The organism is Pseudomonas sp. WS 5027, from assembly GCF_012985695.1.
Classification (GTDB): domain Bacteria; phylum Pseudomonadota; class Gammaproteobacteria; order Pseudomonadales; family Pseudomonadaceae; genus Aquipseudomonas; species Aquipseudomonas hygromyciniae.
Window position 1 is genome coordinate 1 of the sequence record NZ_JAAQWU010000011.1, and the last position, 19,207, is coordinate 19,207.

18 protein-coding genes are annotated in these 19,207 nt (G+C 60.4%); all 18 read right to left on the minus strand.

Annotated features, from left to right (window positions below):
- Positions 1-173: 173 nt before the first annotated feature.
- The gene (locus tag HBO09_RS14670) at positions 174-1,496 is read right to left on the minus strand and encodes a flagellar hook-length control protein FliK (RefSeq protein WP_169994411.1); all 1,323 of its coding nucleotides are present in this window, start codon (positions 1,494-1,496) and stop codon (positions 174-176) included.
- Positions 1,497-1,564: 68 nt separating this feature from the next.
- Complete coding sequence (locus HBO09_RS14675; RefSeq protein WP_169994413.1) at positions 1,565-1,915, minus strand: Hpt domain-containing protein; 351 nt, start codon at positions 1,913-1,915, stop codon at positions 1,565-1,567.
- 30 nt (positions 1,916-1,945) lie between these two features.
- The gene (locus tag HBO09_RS14680) at positions 1,946-3,646 is read right to left on the minus strand and encodes a fused response regulator/phosphatase (protein ID WP_169994415.1); all 1,701 of its coding nucleotides are present in this window, start codon (positions 3,644-3,646) and stop codon (positions 1,946-1,948) included.
- Positions 3,647-3,654: 8 nt separating this feature from the next.
- Positions 3,655-3,960, minus strand: coding sequence for an STAS domain-containing protein (locus HBO09_RS14685; RefSeq protein WP_169994417.1), 306 nt, complete (start codon positions 3,958-3,960; stop codon positions 3,655-3,657).
- Positions 3,961-4,218: 258 nt separating this feature from the next.
- Positions 4,219-4,668, minus strand: coding sequence for a flagellar export protein FliJ (gene fliJ / locus HBO09_RS14690; protein WP_169994419.1), 450 nt, complete (start codon positions 4,666-4,668; stop codon positions 4,219-4,221).
- Between the two features lie 6 nt (positions 4,669-4,674).
- Positions 4,675-6,033 carry a flagellar protein export ATPase FliI gene (fliI, locus tag HBO09_RS14695; protein WP_029292518.1) on the minus strand — a complete coding sequence of 453 codons (1,359 nt, stop codon included), beginning with the start codon at positions 6,031-6,033 and terminating at the stop codon, positions 4,675-4,677.
- A complete protein-coding gene (gene fliH, locus HBO09_RS14700; RefSeq protein WP_169994421.1) occupies positions 6,023-6,787 on the minus strand; it encodes a flagellar assembly protein FliH in 765 nt (254 codons plus the stop codon). The genes fliI and fliH overlap by 11 nt, the downstream gene beginning before the upstream one ends.
- Before the next feature lie 10 nt (positions 6,788-6,797).
- Entirely contained in the window at positions 6,798-7,817 is a 1,020-nt protein-coding gene (fliG, locus tag HBO09_RS14705; protein ID WP_029292514.1) for a flagellar motor switch protein FliG, read from the minus strand.
- Positions 7,810-9,585 carry a flagellar basal-body MS-ring/collar protein FliF gene (fliF, locus tag HBO09_RS14710; protein WP_169994423.1) on the minus strand — a complete coding sequence of 592 codons (1,776 nt, stop codon included), beginning with the start codon at positions 9,583-9,585 and terminating at the stop codon, positions 7,810-7,812. Before fliF ends, fliG begins: the two co-directional genes overlap by 8 nt.
- A 16-nt stretch (positions 9,586-9,601) precedes the next feature.
- Complete coding sequence (fliE, locus tag HBO09_RS14715) at positions 9,602-9,931, minus strand: flagellar hook-basal body complex protein FliE (protein ID WP_169994425.1); 330 nt, start codon at positions 9,929-9,931, stop codon at positions 9,602-9,604.
- Between the two features lie 131 nt (positions 9,932-10,062).
- A complete protein-coding gene (locus HBO09_RS14720; protein WP_169994427.1) occupies positions 10,063-11,442 on the minus strand; it encodes a sigma-54 dependent transcriptional regulator in 1,380 nt (459 codons plus the stop codon).
- Between the two features lie 6 nt (positions 11,443-11,448).
- Positions 11,449-12,660, minus strand: coding sequence for an ATP-binding protein (locus tag HBO09_RS14725; RefSeq protein ID WP_178120272.1), 1,212 nt, complete (start codon positions 12,658-12,660; stop codon positions 11,449-11,451).
- Positions 12,661-12,770: 110 nt separating this feature from the next.
- Positions 12,771-14,246, minus strand: coding sequence for a sigma-54 dependent transcriptional regulator (locus tag HBO09_RS14730; protein WP_169994429.1), 1,476 nt, complete (start codon positions 14,244-14,246; stop codon positions 12,771-12,773).
- Between the two features lie 173 nt (positions 14,247-14,419).
- A complete protein-coding gene (locus tag HBO09_RS14735) occupies positions 14,420-14,716 on the minus strand; it encodes a flagellar protein FliT (protein WP_169874581.1) in 297 nt (98 codons plus the stop codon).
- Between the two features lie 25 nt (positions 14,717-14,741).
- Positions 14,742-15,140: a flagellar export chaperone FliS gene (gene fliS / locus HBO09_RS14740; RefSeq protein ID WP_169994431.1), complete on the minus strand. Its 399-nt coding sequence runs from the start codon at positions 15,138-15,140 to the stop codon at positions 14,742-14,744.
- A gap of 140 nt (positions 15,141-15,280) precedes the next feature.
- On the minus strand, positions 15,281-16,639 hold the full coding sequence (fliD, locus tag HBO09_RS14745) for a flagellar filament capping protein FliD (protein ID WP_169994433.1): 1,359 nt from the start codon (positions 16,637-16,639) through the stop codon (positions 15,281-15,283).
- Positions 16,640-16,720: 81 nt separating this feature from the next.
- Entirely contained in the window at positions 16,721-17,068 is a 348-nt protein-coding gene (locus HBO09_RS14750; protein ID WP_169994435.1) for a flagellar protein FlaG, read from the minus strand.
- A gap of 332 nt (positions 17,069-17,400) precedes the next feature.
- The gene (locus tag HBO09_RS14755) at positions 17,401-19,059 is read right to left on the minus strand and encodes a flagellin (RefSeq protein ID WP_169999556.1); all 1,659 of its coding nucleotides are present in this window, start codon (positions 19,057-19,059) and stop codon (positions 17,401-17,403) included.
- Positions 19,060-19,207 lie beyond the last annotated feature (148 nt).

Genomic DNA, 19,207 nt, shown 5'->3' on the forward strand with positions numbered 1-19,207 from the left:
GCTGGGCTGCGAAGCAGCCCCAATAAGCCGAATGCGGTGTATCAGGTGAACCGTAGCGGCTGGTTTTTGGGCTGCTTCGCAGCCCAGCGCGGGGCAAGCCCGCTCGCCACAGGGGCCTTGTCTGCTTGGATTTATGTGTGGATACCGCTATCGCAGGCAAGCCAGGTCAGGTTTTAGGCGTAGTAGTCCACAGCGCTGGAGCCGATAACGGACTGGGCTATCGGTGCCGCCACTTCGGTGACGTCGCCAGCAAGGCCTGTGTCATGCCCATCGCTGTGCCCACCGCTACCGCTGACACCACGGGCCTGGCTCTGCTGTTGGTCCTGGCCCTGGCCTTGCCAGCCACGGGACTGGTCGGACACGTTCACATCAACCTGGCCCATGCCCTGCTGGGCGAACATCTCCCGCAGGCGCCCGGATTGGCTTTCCAAAGCTTCGCGCACGGCGGCATGGCCGCTCATGAAGTTCACTTGGGCCTGCTGGTCGGCGGTGATGTTCACGCGGATATCCAGGCGCCCCAGTTCGGCCGGCTGCAATTGGATATCGGCAGACTTGAGGTTGGCGCTGGACAGGTACATGACCCGGTTCACCACTTCCTCGGTCCAGCCACCCTGGTGCATGGCCAGCGGCTGATTATTCAGTGGCAAGGCGTTGGCCGTCTTGGGCGTGGCGGCCTGGGTCAAGGCGGCCAGGCGATTGGCGAAGTCATCGACGCGGGTGTCGCTGCTCGCCCCCTTCAAATCCTTGAGGCCATCTTCGAGCAGGCCGCTGAAGGCCTTTTCGCCACCCTGGTCAGTGCTGTCCTTGGCCGCCTGCTGGTCAACCATGGCCGCCAGGCCGTTGGTGAAGTTCTGCGCGGCGGTGGGTTCAGCCTGGGTCGGCAGGTTCTTTTGCGCCGCCTGGCTGCTGGCAGACACATGGCCGCCCTGCTCCATCGCCAGGCGCACGGCGGGCAACGAGTCCAATGGATCGGCTTCGGGGTCGAAGGCCGGAGCGACCTCTTCAGTGACCGGCGGCGTGGTCACCAGCAGCGGCGTGCTGACGTCATCTGCCACGCCAGCCTGGGCCGCGACCGGGACGGGTGTCACTGCCGCCGCCAAGGCCGGATCGAGCACCGGGTCGACTGTCGGTGGCTGGGCTTGCGCCAGATCCTTGTCCGCACTTTTATCGTCATCGCTGCTGGCTGCTGCGTCCGCCTTGGTGGGCGCGGTGGCAGGCAAATTCTTGCCGCTATCGGCAACTGCTGGAGTGCCAGCGGCAGGCTTGTCGTTGCCGACATCCTTCTTTGCACTGGTCTCGACCGGTTTGTCGCGGCTCGGCTTGGGCGCCATATCCAGAGCCTTGGCGGGTGCCGCCTTGGACTCCTTGGCGAACACCTGAGCAAAGCCTGGCGCTCTAGCCCGCGTGTCCGCGGCCGTTGCCTGCGCATTGGCGGGGGAAGCCTGCGGCTTGACCGTGGGGGCGGCCTGCAGGAGCGAGTTGGGGGCTAGAGGCATAATTGGTCTCCGCTGCGCAGGGTCGAGGGCGCAGGCAGAAGATAGAGAGCAAAAGTCGGGCCAGTTTTTCAACCAACCCAGAACCGCTGGCACTCCGACTCGTACAACGGCTTGACCAAGGCAAACTCGTGGTCGATCTGATCCACCAAATCGGCCAGATCGGCGACCTGCGCGCTGGTCGACTCAATCTCCAGGCGCTGGCACAGCTCCGCCAGGCGCACCGCACCGAGGTGGCCGCTACTGCCTTTGAAGCTATGGGCAATCCGCCCCAGCGCCTTGGCGTCACCGCGCGCCTTACGCAGTTCTTCGACGCGCTTTTGCGAGTCATCAAGAAAGGTGTCGAGCAAATGGGGGTATTCACCCTCCATCACGTCCTGCAAACCCACCAACACTTCAGGGTCCATATGTATCTGCGTCACTTGTTCGCTCCTTGATCAAGAATCGGCGGATTATGCCAGAGCCGCCCAGCAAAACTCCACGCACACACTGCGCCCGCCATCGGTCCAGCGTACATTGCTGCTCAGTTGCCGAACCAGGTTCAATCCGCGCCCAGACAGACGGTCGATATCCAGCGGCCGAGCCAGCACCGCTTCCACATCAAAACCCGGCCCACTGTCTTCAATTCGCAGGCTCAAACAACCGCCCACCTCGGTCGGCACAACGTCCACATGCACGCGCACATAGCCACTGTCTAGCTGGTCGAGCCGCTCGTTGCGCAGGCCATAGTAGCGGGCAAACCCCTGCACATCGCGCTTGAGCTGGGAATCCAGGCCCAGCACGCCATGCTCCAGGGCATTGGAATACAACTCAGCCATCACACTGTACAGCGCACCACTCTGGCCCCGCAGACCGTGGATTTCCAGGAGCAACTGCAGCAGGTACGGCAACGGGTTGTAACGCTTGAGGGTTTCGGCGCGAAACTCAAAACTCACCGACCAGTCCAGCGGGCACGACTGGCCGCTGTCGGTGTACTGCACGGTCGACGACCGCAGCGCCTGCTCGGGCAACAGGCTGATTTCCACCAGACTGACATCATCGCGTACCTGGCCACGAAACCCGGCAAGGGCTTGTTCGATTTCCTCAAACAGGCGCTCAGGCTCACGGTTGGCGGCGAACACCTCAAGCAAGCGCTCTACCCCAAACAATTGTTCGCTGGCATCCGCCGTATCAATCACCCCATCGGACAGCAGGAACACCCGATCCCCCAGGGCCATGGGCCAGACTTCAGTGCCATCGTCAAACACCTCGGGCGCCAACACGCCCAACGGCAAATGCCGTGACACCAATGGCGTGCGCTTTCCCGTGGCCACTTCATGCACATAGCCATCGGGCATGCCGCCATTCCATACCTCCACCACCCGCCGCTGCACACTGAGGCACAGCAGCGTGGCACAACAGAACATATCCACTGGCAGGATGCGCTTGAGCTTGGCGTTCATCTCCCGCAGGGTCTGCGTCAGGCCGTAGCCCTTGGCGGTCATGCCATAGAACACTTCGGCCAAAGGCATCGCGCCGACGGCAGCCGGCAGGCCATGACCGGTGAAATCGCCCAGCAACACATGCATATCGCCCGATGGGGTATAGGCCGCCAGCAGCAGGTCGCCATTGAACAGCGCATAGGGTGATTGCAGATAGCGAATGTTCGGCGCGGCATTGATGCAGCCGGAATGGGCGACCTTGTCGAACACCGCCTTGGCCACCCGCTGCTCATGCAGCAGGTAGTCATGGTGACGGGCGATCTGGTCGCGCTGCTGCAACACCGTGGCCTGCAACCGGCGCAGGCGATCCATCGCGTTGATCTTCGCCGCCAGGATGACCTGGTTGTAGGGCTTGGCCAGAAAGTCGTCGCCGCCGGCATCCAGACAACGCGCCAGGGCTTCACTCTCACGCAGGGAGGTGAGGAAGATGATCGGCACCAGCGCCTCGCCAGCCAGCTGCTTGATCTGCCGGGCCGCCTCGAAGCCGTCCATCACCGGCATCAGGGCATCCATCAACACCAATTGCGGGCGGTCGCGGGCAAACACCTGCACCGCTTCGGCGCCGTTGCTGGCGGTCAGCACTTGATGGCCCTGGCGGCGCACGATGGTCGAGAGCAATAGCAGATCGGTGGCGCTGTCTTCGGCGATCAGCACGGTCAGGGTTTCAGACACTTGAGTGCTCAAGTGATATCGAACAGCTTTTCGAAGTTGGAGATAGCGAGGATCTTGCGCACATCGGGGCTGCTATTGATCACCTGCACCTCAGCGTCATCGCCGCCAGCATGATCACGCAGCAACAGGAGCATGCCCAGGGCAGAACTGTCGAGATAGGTGGCCTCTTTCAAGTCCACCACGTAGGTCTGGGGGACCTTGTAGAACCGCTCGTAGGAATCACGAAAGGCTTGGTGGCTGCCGAAATCGAATCGGCCTTTGACGGCAATCGTCAACTTCTTCCCATCCAGGGATACTTCTGAGGCGACTGACATACGACTGGTTCCTTGTCGTGGGTATGTGCAACAAGGTGTAGCAGGTGATCGCAGAGTGGGCAACAAGCAGCAGCAAATGTGGTGTTTGTTGTGGGCAAGGCGCTGTCGTGGCGAGGGGGCTTGTCCCCCGCTGGGCTGCGTAGCAGCCCCAATAAGACCGCTGAGTTTTTCAGATAGACCGGGCCGGCAGGTCTTGGGGCTGCTACGCAGCCCAGCGGGGGACAAGCCCCCTTGCCACAAAAAGCACCTTGGGTCCGGCTAGTATTGATCCTGGCGCGGCAGGCGCTGGGACAGTTCGTCGAGCAGCTTCTGTTCGCGTTTGTCTTCCAGAGCGCGGGCTTCGTCGATGTAACGCTGTACCAGCTTGCGCAGGCCTTCGACCCGGGCGTAGGCCTGTTGCCAGCCTTCGCGGGCCTTGTCGAGGTTGTTCTGGTGCCAGACCAGGCTCTGACGCTGCTGGCCGACGGCGCTTTCCAGTTGGTTGAGAAAGTGCTGGTAGTTCATCAGCCACTGCCCGGAAACGCCCTTGCTGCCGCGATCGATCCACTGCTGCTGGTATTCGCCGCGAAAGCGCTCCAGGTCGCCCAGCTTGCTCTCGGCCAGGCGCACCTGACCCTGGAAATGCCCCAGGCGCTGGGCGGCGGTACGTTCGGCGCTTTCGGCCATTTCCACCACGGGGGCAAGGCGTGCGGCGCGACTAGTGGCCATGGGAGGTTAGCCGCCAGGCGCAGGCGCGAACACCGACGCCAGGTGCGCTTCGCTTTCAGCCATGCTGATGTTGTCGTTCAGGCCCTGGCGCAGGTAGGTCACCAGTTGCGGTTGCAGGGCAATCGCCAGGTCAGTCTCGCGGTCGCCACCGGCCACATAGGCGCCGACGCTGATCAGGTCGCGGCTTTGTTGATAGCGCGACCACAGCTGCTTGAACTGCTGGGCGCGGGTCATATGCTCGGCGCTGACCACCGACGGCATCACCCGGCTGATGGACGCTTCGATATCGATAGCCGGGTAATGCCCCTCCTCGGCCAGGCGCCGCGACAGCACGATGTGCCCATCGAGCACGCCCCGCGCCGAGTCGGCAATCGGGTCCTGCTGGTCATCGCCTTCGGACAACACGGTGTAGAACGCAGTGATCGAGCCACCACCGGCCTCGGCATTCCCCGCCCGCTCCACCAGTTTGGGCAGCTTGGCAAACACCGACGGCGGATAGCCTTTGGTGGCGGGCGGCTCGCCAATGGCCAGGGCGATTTCCCGCTGGGCCTGGGCGAAACGTGTGAGGGAGTCCATCAGCAACAGGACATTCTTGCCCTTGTCGCGAAAATATTCGGCAATCCGCGTGCAATACATGGCTGCTCGCAGACGCATCAGCGGCGCATCGTCCGCCGGGGAAGCCACCACCACCGAGCGCTTGAGGCCCTCTTCACCGAGGATATGCTCGATGAACTCCTTCACCTCACGGCCCCGCTCACCGATCAGGCCGACCACGATGATGTCGGCCTCGGTAAAGCGCGTCATCATGCCCAGCAGCACACTCTTACCCACGCCGGTACCGGCAAACAGGCCCAGGCGCTGGCCGCGACCGACCGTCAATAAACCGTTGATGCAACGAATGCCCACGTCCAGCGGCTGGCTGATGGGGTTGCGCTTGAGCGGGTTGATGGTCGGGCCGTCCATCGGCACCCAGTCTTCGGCCTTCATCCCGCCCTTGCCGTCCAGCGCACGACCGGCGCCGTCGAGCACGCGCCCGAGCATGCTCATGCCCATCGGCAGGCGCCCGGTATCGGCCAACGGCACCACGCGTGCGCCTGGCGCAATACCGGCGAGGCTGCCGACCGGCATCAGGAAAATCTTGCTGCCGGAAAAGCCCATGACTTCCGCTTCCACCTGCACCGGGTGGTAACTGTCATCGTTGATCACCAGGCAGCGGCTGCCCATGGCGGCGCGCAGGCCTTCGGCTTCGAGGGTCAGACCGACCATGCGCAGCAGGCGGCCTTCAAGGATCGGCTGGCCGGGCAACTCGGTGGCTTCGATATAACCGCCCAGGCGCTTGGCGAAGCTGGTGCGATCAAGGCGCATCAGGCGCGTCCAGGTCAGTGCTCAGATCAGGCGCAGCCGGGTGCAGCGCTTGTTCGTGCAACTGGTCGAACAGCTTGGCCATGATCTGCGTGATACGCGTCTCGACCGTGGCATCGATCCGGCTGTGCTCGGTCTCGACCCGGCAACCACCGGGCTGCAACGCGGCATCTTCAACAATGCGCCAGGTTTCTTCATGCCGCTCGCGCAGGGCTTTGACCTGCTCGAAATCCTGCGGGTTGATGTACAGCCGCACGTTGCCGACGCCCAGGGGCAACAGCTTGAGGGCTTCGCGCATCACGCTTTCAATCTGGCTGGAGTCCAGCGCCAGTTCACGCTGGATAACCTGGCGGGAGATGTGTTCCACCAGGCCCACCATGGCCTTTTCCAGTTGCGAGTCCTGCTCGGCAATCGGCGCGAACAGGTTGCCCATCAGGCGCTCCAGGCTGGCCAGCTTCACATTCAAGGCTGCGTCAGCTTCCTGGCGGACCTTGAGGGTGGTGCTGTGGAAACCTTCTTTCTCGCCCGTGGCAAAGCCTTCGTTGTAAGCCTCCTGGCGGATGCTTTCGAGCTCTTCAAGGGTCAGTGGCTGGACTTCGTCCAGGGGCACTTCTTCCATTTCCATCGGCGTCTCTTCGACCGGCTCGGGCTCGGGTTCGGGCTTATGCGGGTCGAAGCTGGGCAGCGACCAGACGTCGAACCCGCCGACGTCCCGGGCGCGAATCAAGTCGCTGGGCGTCTCATCATTGTTCGACATGCGCTGCGCCTTAGATCATTTCTTCGCCGCCCTTCCCGCCGAGAACGATTTCTCCGGCTTCGGCCATACGGCGGGCAATGGTGAGGATTTCTTTCTGCGCGGTTTCCACGTCGCTGACGCGCACCGGGCCCTTGGCTTCGAGGTCGTCGCGCAACAGTTCCGAGGCACGCTTGGACATGTTCTTGAAGATCTTTTCCTTGACGCCCTCGTCCGAGCCCTTGAGGGCCAGCACCAGCACATCGGAGGACACTTCGCGCAGCAACGCCTGGATGCCACGGTCGTCGACATCGGAGAGGTTGTTGAACACGAACATGAGGTCTTCGATCTGCACCGACAGGGTGTCGTCGATCTCGCGGATCGAGTCCATCAACTGGCCTTCCACCGAGCTGTCGAGGAAGTTCATGATGTCGGCCGCGCGCTTGATACCACCCAGGGTGGTGCGTGCCGCGTTGGAGTTGCCGGAGAACTGCTTCTCCAGGATCGTGTTCAATTCTTTCAAGGCCGCCGGCTGCACGGTATTCAACGACGAGACGCGCAGGATGATATCCAGGCGCACCTTGTGGTCGAAATGGCCGAGCACTTCGCCGGCCTGGTCCGGGTCCAGGTAAGCCACGACAATCGCCTGGATCTGCGGGTGCTCGTAACGGATCACGTCCGCCACCGCCCGCGGTTCCATCCACTTGAGGCTGTCGAGGCCACTGGTGTTGCCGCCCAGCAGGATGCGGTCGATCAGGCCGTTGGCCTTGTCTTCGCCCAGGGCCGAGGTGAGCATCTTGCGGATATAGCTGTCGGAGCCAACGCCCAGGCTGGTCTGGTCGCCGACGATCTCGACGAACTCGCTCATCACCTGCTCGACTTGCTCGCGGTGCACATTGCGCATCTGCGCCATGGCGACGCCGACCCGTTGCACTTCCTTGGGGCCCATATGGCGCAGCACTTGGGCCGCGTCGGTCTCACCCAGGGACAGCAACAGCACGGCGGCTTTGTCGACCCGGGTCAGCTTGGCAACAGAGGCTCGATTATCACTCATCTGCGTTGATCCACTCTTTCACGACCTGGGCCACACGACCCGGGTCTTCTGCCACCAGACTTTTGATTGCATTCAACTGCGCGTCATACCCTTCGCTCGGGCTTGGCAGCAGAATGCTCTGCGGCCCGCCAAGGCTGACGCGGTCGTTGGCCAGTTCGCCATCCAGGCCGCCCATGCCACCCAACTCGACATCACCGAACGGCGCCAACTGCTTCTTGCCGTGGCCGGTGATGTTGTTGAGCACAGGGCGCAGCACGCCGAACACCAGCACCAGGATGAACAACACCCCCAGCACTTGTTTGACGATGTCCCAGAACCAGGGTTGAGAGTAGAACGGAATATCGGCAATCACCTCGCCGCGCTCCAGGGAGAACGGCATGTTGATCACGCTGACGCTGTCGCCACGGCTGGCATCGAAGCCCACGGCGTCCTGCACCAGGCGAGTGAAGCGCGCCAATTCATCGGCGGTCCACGGGGCGCGGGTGGTTTCGCCGTTGGCGGCGTTGATCTTGACCTGGTCATCCACCACCACCGACACCGACAGGCGGTTCAAGCGCCCTTGCTGTTGCTTGGTGTGGCTGATGGAGCGGTCCAGTTCGAAGTTCTTGGTGGACTGCTGACGCTTGTCGGCCGGGTAAGGCGCGAGCATCGGCTGGCCGGTGGCCGGGTCCATGATTTGCTGACCATTGGCGTCCAACAGCGGCTGGCCGGGCTGGATCGCGCTGGCGGTCGCGGCGGCGCCACCGGTGGTTTGCGGGGCACTGGCCGGCGCGGGCGGCTGATTGCTCAGGGCGCCGGGTACGCCTTGCGGAGGACCATTGGCGGCAGTGCGCTGTTCGCTGGTCGATTGCTCGCTGCGCAGGGCTGGCTGGTCGGGGTTGAACTGCTCGGAAGTCGACTCGACGGCGCTGAAGTCCACGTCGGCGGACACTTCAGCCTTGTAGCGGTCGTTGCCCAGTACCGGTTGCAGGATGTTGTGTACGCGCTGGGTGAGCATGCTTTCCATGCGGCGGCTGTAGTCGAACTGCTTGCCGGCCATGGTCAACGCGGAGTTTTCCGCCTGGTCGGAGAGCAGGTTGCCCTTCTGGTCGACCACGGTGATCTGTGACTTGCTCAACTCGGGCACGCTGGTCGCCACCAAATTGACGATGGCCAGGACCTGGCCCGGCTCCAGGGAGCGACCGGCAAACAGCTCGACCAATACCGAAGCGCTGGGCTTGCGCTCGTCGCGCACAAACACCGAGCTTTTCGGAATCGCCAGGTGCACACGGGCACCCTTGACGTTGTTCAGGCTAGAGATGGTGCGCGCCAGTTCGCCTTCCAGGCCACGGCGGTAACGGGTGGCTTCCATGAACTGGCTGGTACCCAGGCCCTGGTCTTTATCGAGAATCTCAAAACCGATGTTGCCATCGGTCGGTGCCACGCCGGCGGCGGCCAGCTTCAAGCGGGCACGGGCGACGTCATCGGCCTTGACCAGCAAGGCGCCGGAGTTGGGCTCCACGGTGTAGGCGATATCGGCGGCGGCCAGGGTTTCCATGACCTGCTTGGCATCCATCCCCGCCAGGCTGCCATAGAGTGGCCGGTAATCGGGTTGCTGGGACCACAACACCACGGCAAAACCAATCGCCACGCTGGCAGCCAGGCCGACCATCAGGCCCACCTGACGCAACATGGTCATTTCGGAGAGGTTTTCCAGGAACGACAGGCCAAACAGCGGCGGCTTGCCGTCTGTCTTGGCGGGTACGTTATCCACGACTGCTTCTGCCATGACTTAAATCTCGTCCTTAAACCGGCATCTGCATGATGTCTTGATAAGCCTGAACCAGCTTGTTGCGCACTTGGGTCAAGGCCTGGAAGGAAACGCTGGCTTTCTGGGATGCGATCATCACGTCGGTGAGGTCGACGCCACTCTTGCCGATTTCGAAAGCGGTCGACAGTTGGCTGGACGCTTGCTGGGTATCGCTGACTTTGTTGATGGCTTGACCGAGCATGTCGGCAAAGCTGCTTTGGCCCAATTCCGGCACTTGCGCGACGGATTTCGGCTGGGACATGGCGTCCATTTGCATGGATCGCATATCCAACATCAACCGATTGAACTCAACACCTTGGCTCATGAACTTCTCTCTCCGACGACCCGCAATTTTTTGACACTACGCAGCGGTTAGTAGGGGTGGTAGCAACAAGGGTGCCAGCTCCATGGCAACTCGTAAGAAAAGCCGACAAACCTTGTCGGCTGATGTGTATCTCAGCTAGCGAAAAGGAACGCTTCCACGTCCATCCCCGCATCGCGCATTTGCGCCAGCTTGTAGCGCAAAGTGCGCGGGCTGATGCCCAGGCGCTCGGCAGCCTCTTTGCGACGGCCACGTTCAGCACGCAGGGTGTCGATAATCATCTGGAATTCGCGGCGGCGCAGGTCGTCGCCCAGGCCACCGGCAGCCTCAGCCGGGGCGCTTGCCAACGGCGCCGGGGCCAGGCTCGGCAGCGGCGCCGCAGCGGTGCCGACCGCCAGGCAGAAGTCCTGGGGCTGGATCAGGCCGCCCTGCTGCAAAATCAGTGCGCGCTGGATCGCGTTGTCCAGCTCGCGCACGTTGCCCGGCCATGGGTAACTGATCAGGCAAGCCTGGGCCTCGGCCGACAGCCGCGCCTGGGCGTGTTTCATTTTATTGACGTGCTTGCTCAACAGGCGCTCGGCCAGCGGCACGATATCGGCCGGGCGCTCACGCAGCGGGCGCCAGGCCAACGGGAAGACTGAGAGCCGGTAGAACAAGTCTTCACGAAAGCGCCCCGCCGCCACTTCGCCGGCGAGGTCACGGTTGGTGGTGGCGACCACACGGATATCCAGCTGGATTGGCTTGCGTGCGCCCACCCGCTCCACTTCGCGCTCTTGCAGCACGCGCAGTAGCTTGGCCTGCAGGCCGAGGGGCATTTCGGAGATTTCGTCGAGCAGGATGGTGCCGCCATCGGCCTGCTCAAACTTGCCGGCCTGGGCGGCGATGGCGCCGGTAAAGGAGCCTTTCTCATGGCCGAACAGGGTGGCTTCGAGCATGTTGTCGGGGATCGCCGCGCAGTTGATCGCGATAAACGGCTGGCTGGCCCGGTGGGATTGCTGGTGGATGTAGCGCGCCAACACTTCCTTGCCGGTACCCGACTCGCCGGAGATCAGCACGGTGGAATCGCTGCGGGCGACTTTGGCCGCCAGCTCCAGCAACTGCGCACTGGCCGGCTCGCAGGCAATCGGCCCCTCGCTGTCTGCCGCCCCCACGACGCCGAGGGCATGGCGTGCCACCAGCTCGATCAAGGCCTTGGGCTCGAATGGCTTGACCAGATAATCTGCCGCGCCCTGGCGCATGGCATCCACTGCCCGCTCTACCGCGCCGTGGGCGGTCATCAACAGCACCGGCAGTTGCGGCTGACGTGCGCGCAGCAGGCCAAGCAACTGGTGGCCGTCCATGCCTGGCATGTTGACGTCACTCACCACCAGGCTGAAGGACTCTTGCTCCACCGCCTCCAAGGCTTCCTCGGCCGAACCGACCGCCCGATAGTCATGGCCCGCCAACAACAGCGTGTCAGCCAGTGCTTCACGCAGGGCGCGATCGTCTTCAACCAGTAAAACCTTGATAGCCATTTATCCTTACTCCGCGCTTGCCGCGCCGGAAAACAGCGGCAGCGTTATCAATGCACAGGTGCCGCGCCCCACACGGGAGCGCAACTGCAATTCTCCCTGATGGGCACGGGCCACTGCCTTGACCACGGTCAGCCCCAGGCCGGTACCATTGGTCTTGGTGGTAAAGAAGGGTTCGCCCAGGCGCTGCAACACTGCCGGATCAATCCCGCTGCCGCTGTCGCTGATGCACAGGCGCAGGGTTTGCTCGCGGCTGTACAAGTGCACTTTGAGCCGTGCCCCTGGGCCGCTGGCCTGGCTGGCGTTTTCGATCAGGTTGAGCAGCGCGCCCACCAGGGTGTCGCGATTGCACAGCAACTCGCCCCAATGGCTGTCGCACTGCCAGCGCACCGAGGCTTCCTGCACATGGGTCGCGGCGGCGGCTTGCAGCGACTGCATCAAGGCGGCAGGCGTGACCCGGTCGGTCAGCGGCAGCTCGCCCCGGGCAAATACCAGCATGTCGCGCACCTGGTGCTCCAGCTCATGCAGGCGCTCCTTGAGCCGCCCGGCAAAACGCTGGTGGGTGGCGGCTGGCAATTGCTCATCAGTCAAATGACTGGCGTAGATCAACGCGGCAGACAACGGCGTGCGGATCTGATGCGCCAAAGAAGCGACCATCCGCCCCAAGGACGACAAGCGCTCGTGGCGCGCCAATTGGTCTTGCAGGTGACGGGTTTCTGTCAGGTCGTTGAGCAACACCAATTGGCCGGGCTCGGCGTCCAGGGAACGGGTGGCGATGGACAGGCGGCGCCCGTCCTTGAGGGAAATTTCGTGGCCGTCGTCTTCGCGGGGGGCAAAGCAGCGCGTGATGACATGGCGCCACAGCTCGCCTTCCAGCGGCAGGCCCAGCAGGTCGCAGGCCGCGGGATTGGCTTCGCGCACACGGCCCTGGTCATCGATGACGATCACGCCACCGGGCAACAGGTCGAGGAGATTTTGCAGACGATTGGCCAGGCGTTCTTTCTCGGCCAGCTCTTGCATGCGCTGGGCACTGACCACGGCCAGCTCGCCTTTGAGCTCAGAAACCCGGGCTTCCAGCAGGCTGTAGGAGTCGGTCAACTGGCTGGACATCTGGCTGAACAGCGAAAACGCCTGCTCAAGCCCTTGCCGGCTGATCTGCTCTACGGACGGGACAAGTCCCTGGGTGTCAGGGACTGAAGAAAGGTGGGCGGCGTGGGGCATCGTGCTCTCTCGCTTGGCTGACCGTCAGTTAAACGGAACGTTGCGAGTGCTATAGCAATACCCGTGCCGGAAAAAATATCCTTATTTTTCAGCAAGTTAAAAAACAGGCGTCAATCATCCGCCTGTTCATCACCCTCACGACGGCTCATGCCGTACTTGCGCATCTTCTCCACCAACGTGGTGCGGCGGATACGCAGGCGCTCGGCGGCGCGGGCGACGATGCCATTGGCATCGTCCAGGGCTTGCTGGATCAGCCCTTGTTCGAGGCTGCCGAGGTAGTCTTTCAGGTCCAGGCCTTCGGGCGGCAACATGGCGGTGGCGCCGAAGTTCGGGGTATGGCCGTTGATCGCCACCCGCTCCTCGAGGTCGCTGCGCAGGCTGTCCACCAGTTGCTCGTCTTCGTCGTCGACGTAGCGGAATTTCTTCGGCAACTCGACCACGCCGATCACCCCGTACGGATGCATGATCGCCATGCGCTCCACCAGATTGGCCAGCTCGCGCACGTTGCCCGGCCAGCCGTGGCGGCACAGGGACATGATTGCGGCGGAGTTGAAACGGATCGAGCCGCGCTTTTCGTGCTCCATGCGCGAGATCAGCTCGTTCATCAGCAACGGGATGTCTTCCACACGCTCGCGCAGCGGGGCCATCTCGATGGGGAATACGTTGAGGCGGTAGTACAGGTCTTCGCGGAAGCTGCCGACCTCTATCATGCTTTCGAGGTTCTTGTGGGTGGCGGCGATGATCCGCACATCGACGCTCTGGGTCTTGTTGCTGCCCACGCGCTCGAAGGTGCGCTCTTGCAACACGCGCAGCAGCTTGACCTGCATCGGCAACGGCATATCGCCGATTTCGTCGAGGAACAGGGTGCCGCCGTTGGCCAGCTCAAAACGCCCGGCACGGCTGGTGATCGCCCCGGTAAAGGCGCCCTTCTCGTGGCCAAACAGTTCGCTTTCGAGCAGTTCTGCCGGGATCGCCCCGCAGTTGACCGGCACGAAAGGTCCGTCGCGACGCTTGGAATGGTAATGCAGGTTACGCGCAACCACTTCCTTGCCGGTGCCGGACTCGCCGAGGATCAGCACGCTGGCGTCGGTATCGGCCACTTGCTGCATCATCTGGCGCACATGCTGAATCGCACGGCTGGTGCCGACCAGGCTGCGGAACAGGTTGGGTTCGCGGTGACGACCGCGCTCGCGGGCCTGGTCGTACATCTCGCGATAGACCTGGGCACGGTGCAGGGAGTCGAGCAATTTGCTGTAGCTGGGGGGCATTTCCAGGGTGGAAAGCACACGGCGGCGCTGGTCTTCCGGCAAATCCACGGAAGAAACATCACCCATCAGCAACACGGGAAGGAACTCATCCCAGGTTGAGAGTGTCTTTAACAGGCCAGGAACTGCGCCAGGAGCGTTTACCGTCCCGATCAGCACACAGATGACTTCACGGCTCGACGACAAAGAGCTGACGGCCTGCTGCCAATCGTGGCTGCCGCAGGGTAAATTTTCTTCGCCAAGAAAATTCAAAATCACCGCCAGGTCGCGGCGGCGAACGCTATCGTCATCGATCAGCAGAATTTTGGTTTCACGCCACATGCAATAGCAACTTCCCTAGTAAAACTCAAATGCCCTCGAATCGGGGCAATCTAGATAGCTGTAGGCGTTTTCTGCACTACGGATACCTGACGTCTGAAAATAGCACTAGTTAAGTCAAAATTATGCGAACAGTCAAATTTATGACGCGCCATGTTCGGATTAACTGAGCCAGATCAGCCGAACAGATGGTAAACCTTTGACGCATTTTTCGCTTGGTTGATCTGCGACATCTCTTCAAATATCGCCTGGCGCTCGCCGGTCGTGACCTCCAGCAGTTGTTGGTAGACCGCTAACAGGCTCTCCAGCTTCTCGCGCAGCGCACCCTCGTCCACCGGCGCTTCGGTGAGCACCTCGTCGATCCAGACGCGGCAGCCCATGTCCAATTCGCTGATAGCATCCCAATTGCGCTCTGCCAGCGCGCCCACCAAGGCGTCGCGGGTTTCGTCAATGCGTTGCAATGCGTGGCTCATGCTGTGTTCCTCAAGGCCGGCGGCCTTAATTGGCTGCCTCGGCAGCAATGGCATCCCAACCGCTTTTAACAGTGATCAGCAGGCCTGCAACCTCATCAATCATCTGAGCGTCGTTGCCACTGTTGGCCTCAACCAAACGAGATGTCATGTAGGCGTAAAGCTCATCCAGACGCTTGATCGACGCCGGATCTCCACCCTTTTCCGGATCCAGACCTTCGCGCAGCCCTGAAATGATTTCAATCGCCTTACCGAGCATCAACCCTTTCTGTGCCACATCGCCACGACTCAAGGCGCCTTTTGCCTGCGCCATACGATCCAAACCACCCTCCATCAGCATCTGCACAAGACGGTGCGGACTGGCTTCGGAAATCTGCGCGTGGGAATTGACCTTCTGATACTGACGAAGGGCTCTCATGGGGTTCATATCTCTAACTCCCTACCGGAAATAGCTGAAAAATTGCTCTAACTATTATTTCGACCACGTGACAAAAAACTTTAAAACGCTAGCACATAGGCCCAGATCAAAAAACACAATTGATCCAAGCCTAAAGAGCCAAGCTGGAACTAGGTCGTCTTGGGGTTATTCAATGAGTTGAGCGTAGTCATGATACTGCTGCTGCTGGCCCGAAGCTTAGCGACCAGGGAATCCATGGCATTGTACTTTGCGCTCAGGGACAACTGCAGACTCTCGATTCGACGGTCAAGAGCCTTCTGCTCAGCGTCCAGATCAGTTAGTTTAGCGTCCAGGCTACTGGTACGCGACGCCAGAACGCCAGTTGTGCCCACATAGCTGTCAGTGGCTTTAGTCATGCGGGTGATCAAACCCTTATCGCCGGTAAACAAACCCGCAACATCCGCACCACCAGTGGCTACCGCCTTGTCCCACTTTTTATTGTCAAGGGACAACAGACCAGTCTTCTGGTCAGTGTTTAGGCCAATCTGCGACAAGCTGGCCAGGGCGCCCGAACCCGAGCCGTTAAGCAGTTCGCCACGCAAGGTCGAAACCAACTGACGCATAGTCGCATCACCAGTCAGAGCACCCGCTGTGGTAGTCGCCGTCTCTCCAGTGGCAGTCACCTTGGTCTGGCTGTTGATCGAGCCAATCAAGGCATTGTAGGCCGTGACAAACGACTGCACCGAGGTCTTGAGGGTATCGGTATTGCTGGCCACCTTGATGGAGCTGTCGCCCTTGGCAATCAACTCCAGATTCACACCACTGATCGCCGACGTAACCTTGTTACTGGTGGACTCCATTGAAATGCCATCAATGGTGTACTCAGCATTTTGTGCAAGCTCACCCACTCTCGTGAAAGTGCCCAGGCCAAGCGTACCGGAAGCAACGGTAATGTCGCTGCCCTTGCCAGTGGTTTGCGAAGTCATCACCAAGCGCGAACCATTGGCGTCGGTCAGGATATTCGCACTAAGCCCTTTGGACTGTAACTGGGTATTGATCAGATCACGCGTCTGTTGCAGCGTGGCACCCGCCGGGATTGACACCCTATGATCGGTGTCAGATTGGGAAATCGTAAGTATCTGAGCCTCCGAACCGGTGTTAACGACCGTCGAAGCACCATCGGCAAACACCGACGATTGGGTTTTGGATGCAGTAGCGAGTTTCTCTACATGCAACGCATAACTGCCGCTGGAGGCGGAGTCGCCCAAGGTAACCTTGGCGAACTTCTCTTCAGACGATGTGGCGGCCAGGCCCGTGAATGAGGAGGCCGTATTCAGCTTGGCGATAGCTGCACGATAAGCCTCCATCGCAGACTTAACACTGCCGACAGCGGACAACTGGGTAGTCGTGGTCTTTTGCTGTGCGGTAATCTGCGCTTGCTTTGGTGCCTTTTCAGCCGCTACCAAAGCCTTGACGATTGCCTGTGTATCGACGCCAGATCCCACGCCACTGATCGTTGAACTCGCCATCTTTTTGCTCCTTAACCGGCGACTGCTGCTTTCTTGACAAAAGCCCCTTCAAGCGCAGACACCAACAATTTTCATGCCAATTCAGGCTTTCATATCAAACAGCAGGCTGCTGGCATCGGTCAGACTCTGCGCCAATTTCAATGCGGTTTCCGAGGGAATTTGTCGAATCACCTCCCCACTGTCGGTAGCAATGACTTTGACCACCACCTTTCCTGTAGAGTCATCGATGGAAAAATCCAGCTCACGTCTTGCCGCCTGTACGAACTCGCGAATATCTGTCACAGCCTTCTCCAAATCGTCCCGCCTGGGCTCGCGGGCGGCCTGGGCCATCACCTCGATTTTAGGCTGATTGACGATCTCGGGCGTCTTCACGACTTGGGCCGCTGCAGCGGTCGGGTAGGATAAGTTCAGCTTCACGCTCATATCCATCTGTGCCACCTAATTATTCAAGTGAAAAAATAGAAGGCTACGCCACAGTGTGCCCCAGCCAATTGCCGTACCGCCCTACTCAAGCCTTGACTTCAGGGCAGGCCGTTTTTTTCAAAATCGTGCTGTCTACCTAGCAACTGCCTGAGGTGATTTACAAAGCCTCGTAGGATATATCGACCCAAAAACTTGTAGCTTGAGAGTTTTTTTGGATTATTTTCCTAAACCGACTATAGGCTGCGCGCTCAATCATATCGACCTCGCCCGCAAACGAAGCCATAAAAAAACAGAAGGGCGCACTAGGCGCCCTTCCGTCTTTAAACAGCCTTAAGCGATTACTGAAGCAGTTTCAGTACCGACGATGGCAGTTGGTTAGCCTGCGATAGGATGGCAGTCGAAGCCTGTTGCAGGGTTTGCTGCTTGGTCAGCTCGGCAGTTTCCGAAGCAAAGTCGGCGTCCTGCACACGACTACGGGCGGCGGTGGAGTTTTCCGAAATGCTTTGCAGGTTGGCAACGGTGCTGGTGAAACGGTTTTGCACCGCACCCAACTGGGAACGCTGGCTGTCAATCTGCTGGATCGCATCGTTCAACGCCTGAACCGAACGCTGCGAAGACGCCGCGTCCTGGATGCTCAGGTTGGAAACGGTGGTTTCCACGGTAACTGCCGCCGACGTGGCAGCTGTCAGACCCAGTTGAGCCAGACCAGTGCCAGCGCTGCCATTGGCAACGGTGAAGGTCTTGTTGGAGAACAGCGCCAGGGTATTGTCAGCATTTTTGCTGGCCGTTACGCCGGTGCTTGCGCTGTTGATCGAGGAAACGATTGCGTCAGCGGTGTCACCCTTCTTGAACTTCACTTCTACGCCGTTCAGAACCACTGAAGTGTCGGCAGTCAGCTTGGCTTGGGTAGTACCTGCTTGAAGACCAATTTTGGCCAAAGCACCTGGGCCGTTGGCAGTGCCACCGTTATCCAGCTTGATAGCCTTGCCATCTTCAGAAGTCAGCAACAGACGACCGTTTGCAACGCTAGCACCTACACCAGTGGTGGCTTTTTCGGCCTCAATGGCACCCGCGATAGCAGTCAGGTCCATGCCATTCGTGAGATTGACCAGGGTACCATTGACGCTGATGTCGGTATCACCAACCAGCGTGCGCGCAGCCGCGGTCGCAGTTCCAAAGCCCGCTTCTGCACTGTTACTTGTGGCAGTGAAGGCACTATCAGACTGAAGTACCAACTCATTCGCAGCACTCAGCGAGGCGGTGACGCCAGTGGAGGAAGTTTTGGCATTGATCAGCGCCACGGCCTGACCGGCAGTGGTGCCCGTAGCCAGATCAATAGTGGTGTCATTGAGTTTCAGGGTGTTGTTGGCTGTTGCCGTGGTGTATGCCGCAGCACCTTGCGCCGCAAACGGCAGTGATGAGCTTCCAACCACCGAAGCCGACAGGTCAGTCGCCGCACCAGCAGCCTTGGCTTCGCCGTAGGAACCTTTCAGGCCGGTAGCACTGATATCAGTCATACCAAACGAAATGGTTTCGTTGGCGTTGGCGCCGATCTGGAAGCCTACGTTGTCGAACGAACCGTCCAGAAGCTTACGACCACCGAAGTTGGTGGTTTGGGAAATACGGGTCAATTCACCGGTCAGCGCCGTGAATTCCTGCTGCAGGGACGTACGGTCGTCATCACTGTTCGAACCGTTCGCCGATTGCAGGGCCAGCTCACGCATACGCTGCAGAATGTTGGTCGACTCTTGCATCGCCCCTTCAGCAGTCTGGGCAATCGACACGCCGTTGTTGGCGTTGGCCACTGCAACAGTCAAACCCTTGACCTGGCTGGTCAGACGGTTTGCGATCTGCATCCCGGCAGCATCGTCTTTGGCGCTGTTGATTTTCAGACCGGAAGACAGGCGGCTCATCGAGGTGCTCAGTGCGTCGGAAGCCTTGTTCAGGTTCTTCTGAACGCCCAAAGAAGTGATGTTGGTATTAACAGATAAAGCCATGAAAAAGTCCTCGTAAATGGTATTAGCGGCTTCCGACCGGGCAACCGCCTGGCTTGATAGTGAAAACCTTACACAAGAGTTATCGTCGACATCGCCAGCTTCTTTAGATTTTTTTGCAACCCGACCCTTTTCCACTTGCAAATATCAC

Excerpts from the sequence above, each read along its gene's own strand:
- HBO09_RS14670 (WP_169994411.1), bottom strand. The coding sequence starts at position 1,496 with ATGCCTCTAGCCCCCAACTCGCTCCTGCAGGCCGCCCCCACGGTCAAG.
- HBO09_RS14685 (WP_169994417.1), bottom strand. The coding sequence starts at position 3,960 with ATGTCAGTCGCCTCAGAAGTATCCCTGGATGGGAAGAAGTTGACGATT.
- fliJ (WP_169994419.1), bottom strand. The coding sequence starts at position 4,668 with ATGGCCACTAGTCGCGCCGCACGCCTTGCCCCCGTGGTGGAAATGGCC.
- fliI (WP_029292518.1), bottom strand. The coding sequence starts at position 6,033 with ATGCGCCTTGATCGCACCAGCTTCGCCAAGCGCCTGGGCGGTTATATC.
- fliH (WP_169994421.1), bottom strand. The coding sequence starts at position 6,787 with ATGTCGAACAATGATGAGACGCCCAGCGACTTGATTCGCGCCCGGGAC.
- fliG (WP_029292514.1), bottom strand. The coding sequence starts at position 7,817 with ATGAGTGATAATCGAGCCTCTGTTGCCAAGCTGACCCGGGTCGACAAA.
- fliF (WP_169994423.1), bottom strand. The coding sequence starts at position 9,585 with ATGGCAGAAGCAGTCGTGGATAACGTACCCGCCAAGACAGACGGCAAG.
- fliE (WP_169994425.1), bottom strand. The coding sequence starts at position 9,931 with ATGAGCCAAGGTGTTGAGTTCAATCGGTTGATGTTGGATATGCGATCC.
- HBO09_RS14720 (WP_169994427.1), bottom strand. The coding sequence starts at position 11,442 with ATGGCTATCAAGGTTTTACTGGTTGAAGACGATCGCGCCCTGCGTGAA.
- HBO09_RS14725 (WP_178120272.1), bottom strand. The coding sequence starts at position 12,660 with ATGCCCCACGCCGCCCACCTTTCTTCAGTCCCTGACACCCAGGGACTT.
- HBO09_RS14730 (WP_169994429.1), bottom strand. The coding sequence starts at position 14,246 with ATGTGGCGTGAAACCAAAATTCTGCTGATCGATGACGATAGCGTTCGC.
- HBO09_RS14735 (WP_169874581.1), bottom strand. The coding sequence starts at position 14,716 with ATGAGCCACGCATTGCAACGCATTGACGAAACCCGCGACGCCTTGGTG.
- fliS (WP_169994431.1), bottom strand. The coding sequence starts at position 15,140 with ATGAACCCCATGAGAGCCCTTCGTCAGTATCAGAAGGTCAATTCCCAC.
- fliD (WP_169994433.1), bottom strand. The coding sequence starts at position 16,639 with ATGGCGAGTTCAACGATCAGTGGCGTGGGATCTGGCGTCGATACACAG.
- HBO09_RS14750 (WP_169994435.1), bottom strand. The coding sequence starts at position 17,068 with ATGGATATGAGCGTGAAGCTGAACTTATCCTACCCGACCGCTGCAGCG.
- HBO09_RS14755 (WP_169999556.1), bottom strand. The coding sequence starts at position 19,059 with ATGGCTTTATCTGTTAATACCAACATCACTTCTTTGGGCGTTCAGAAG.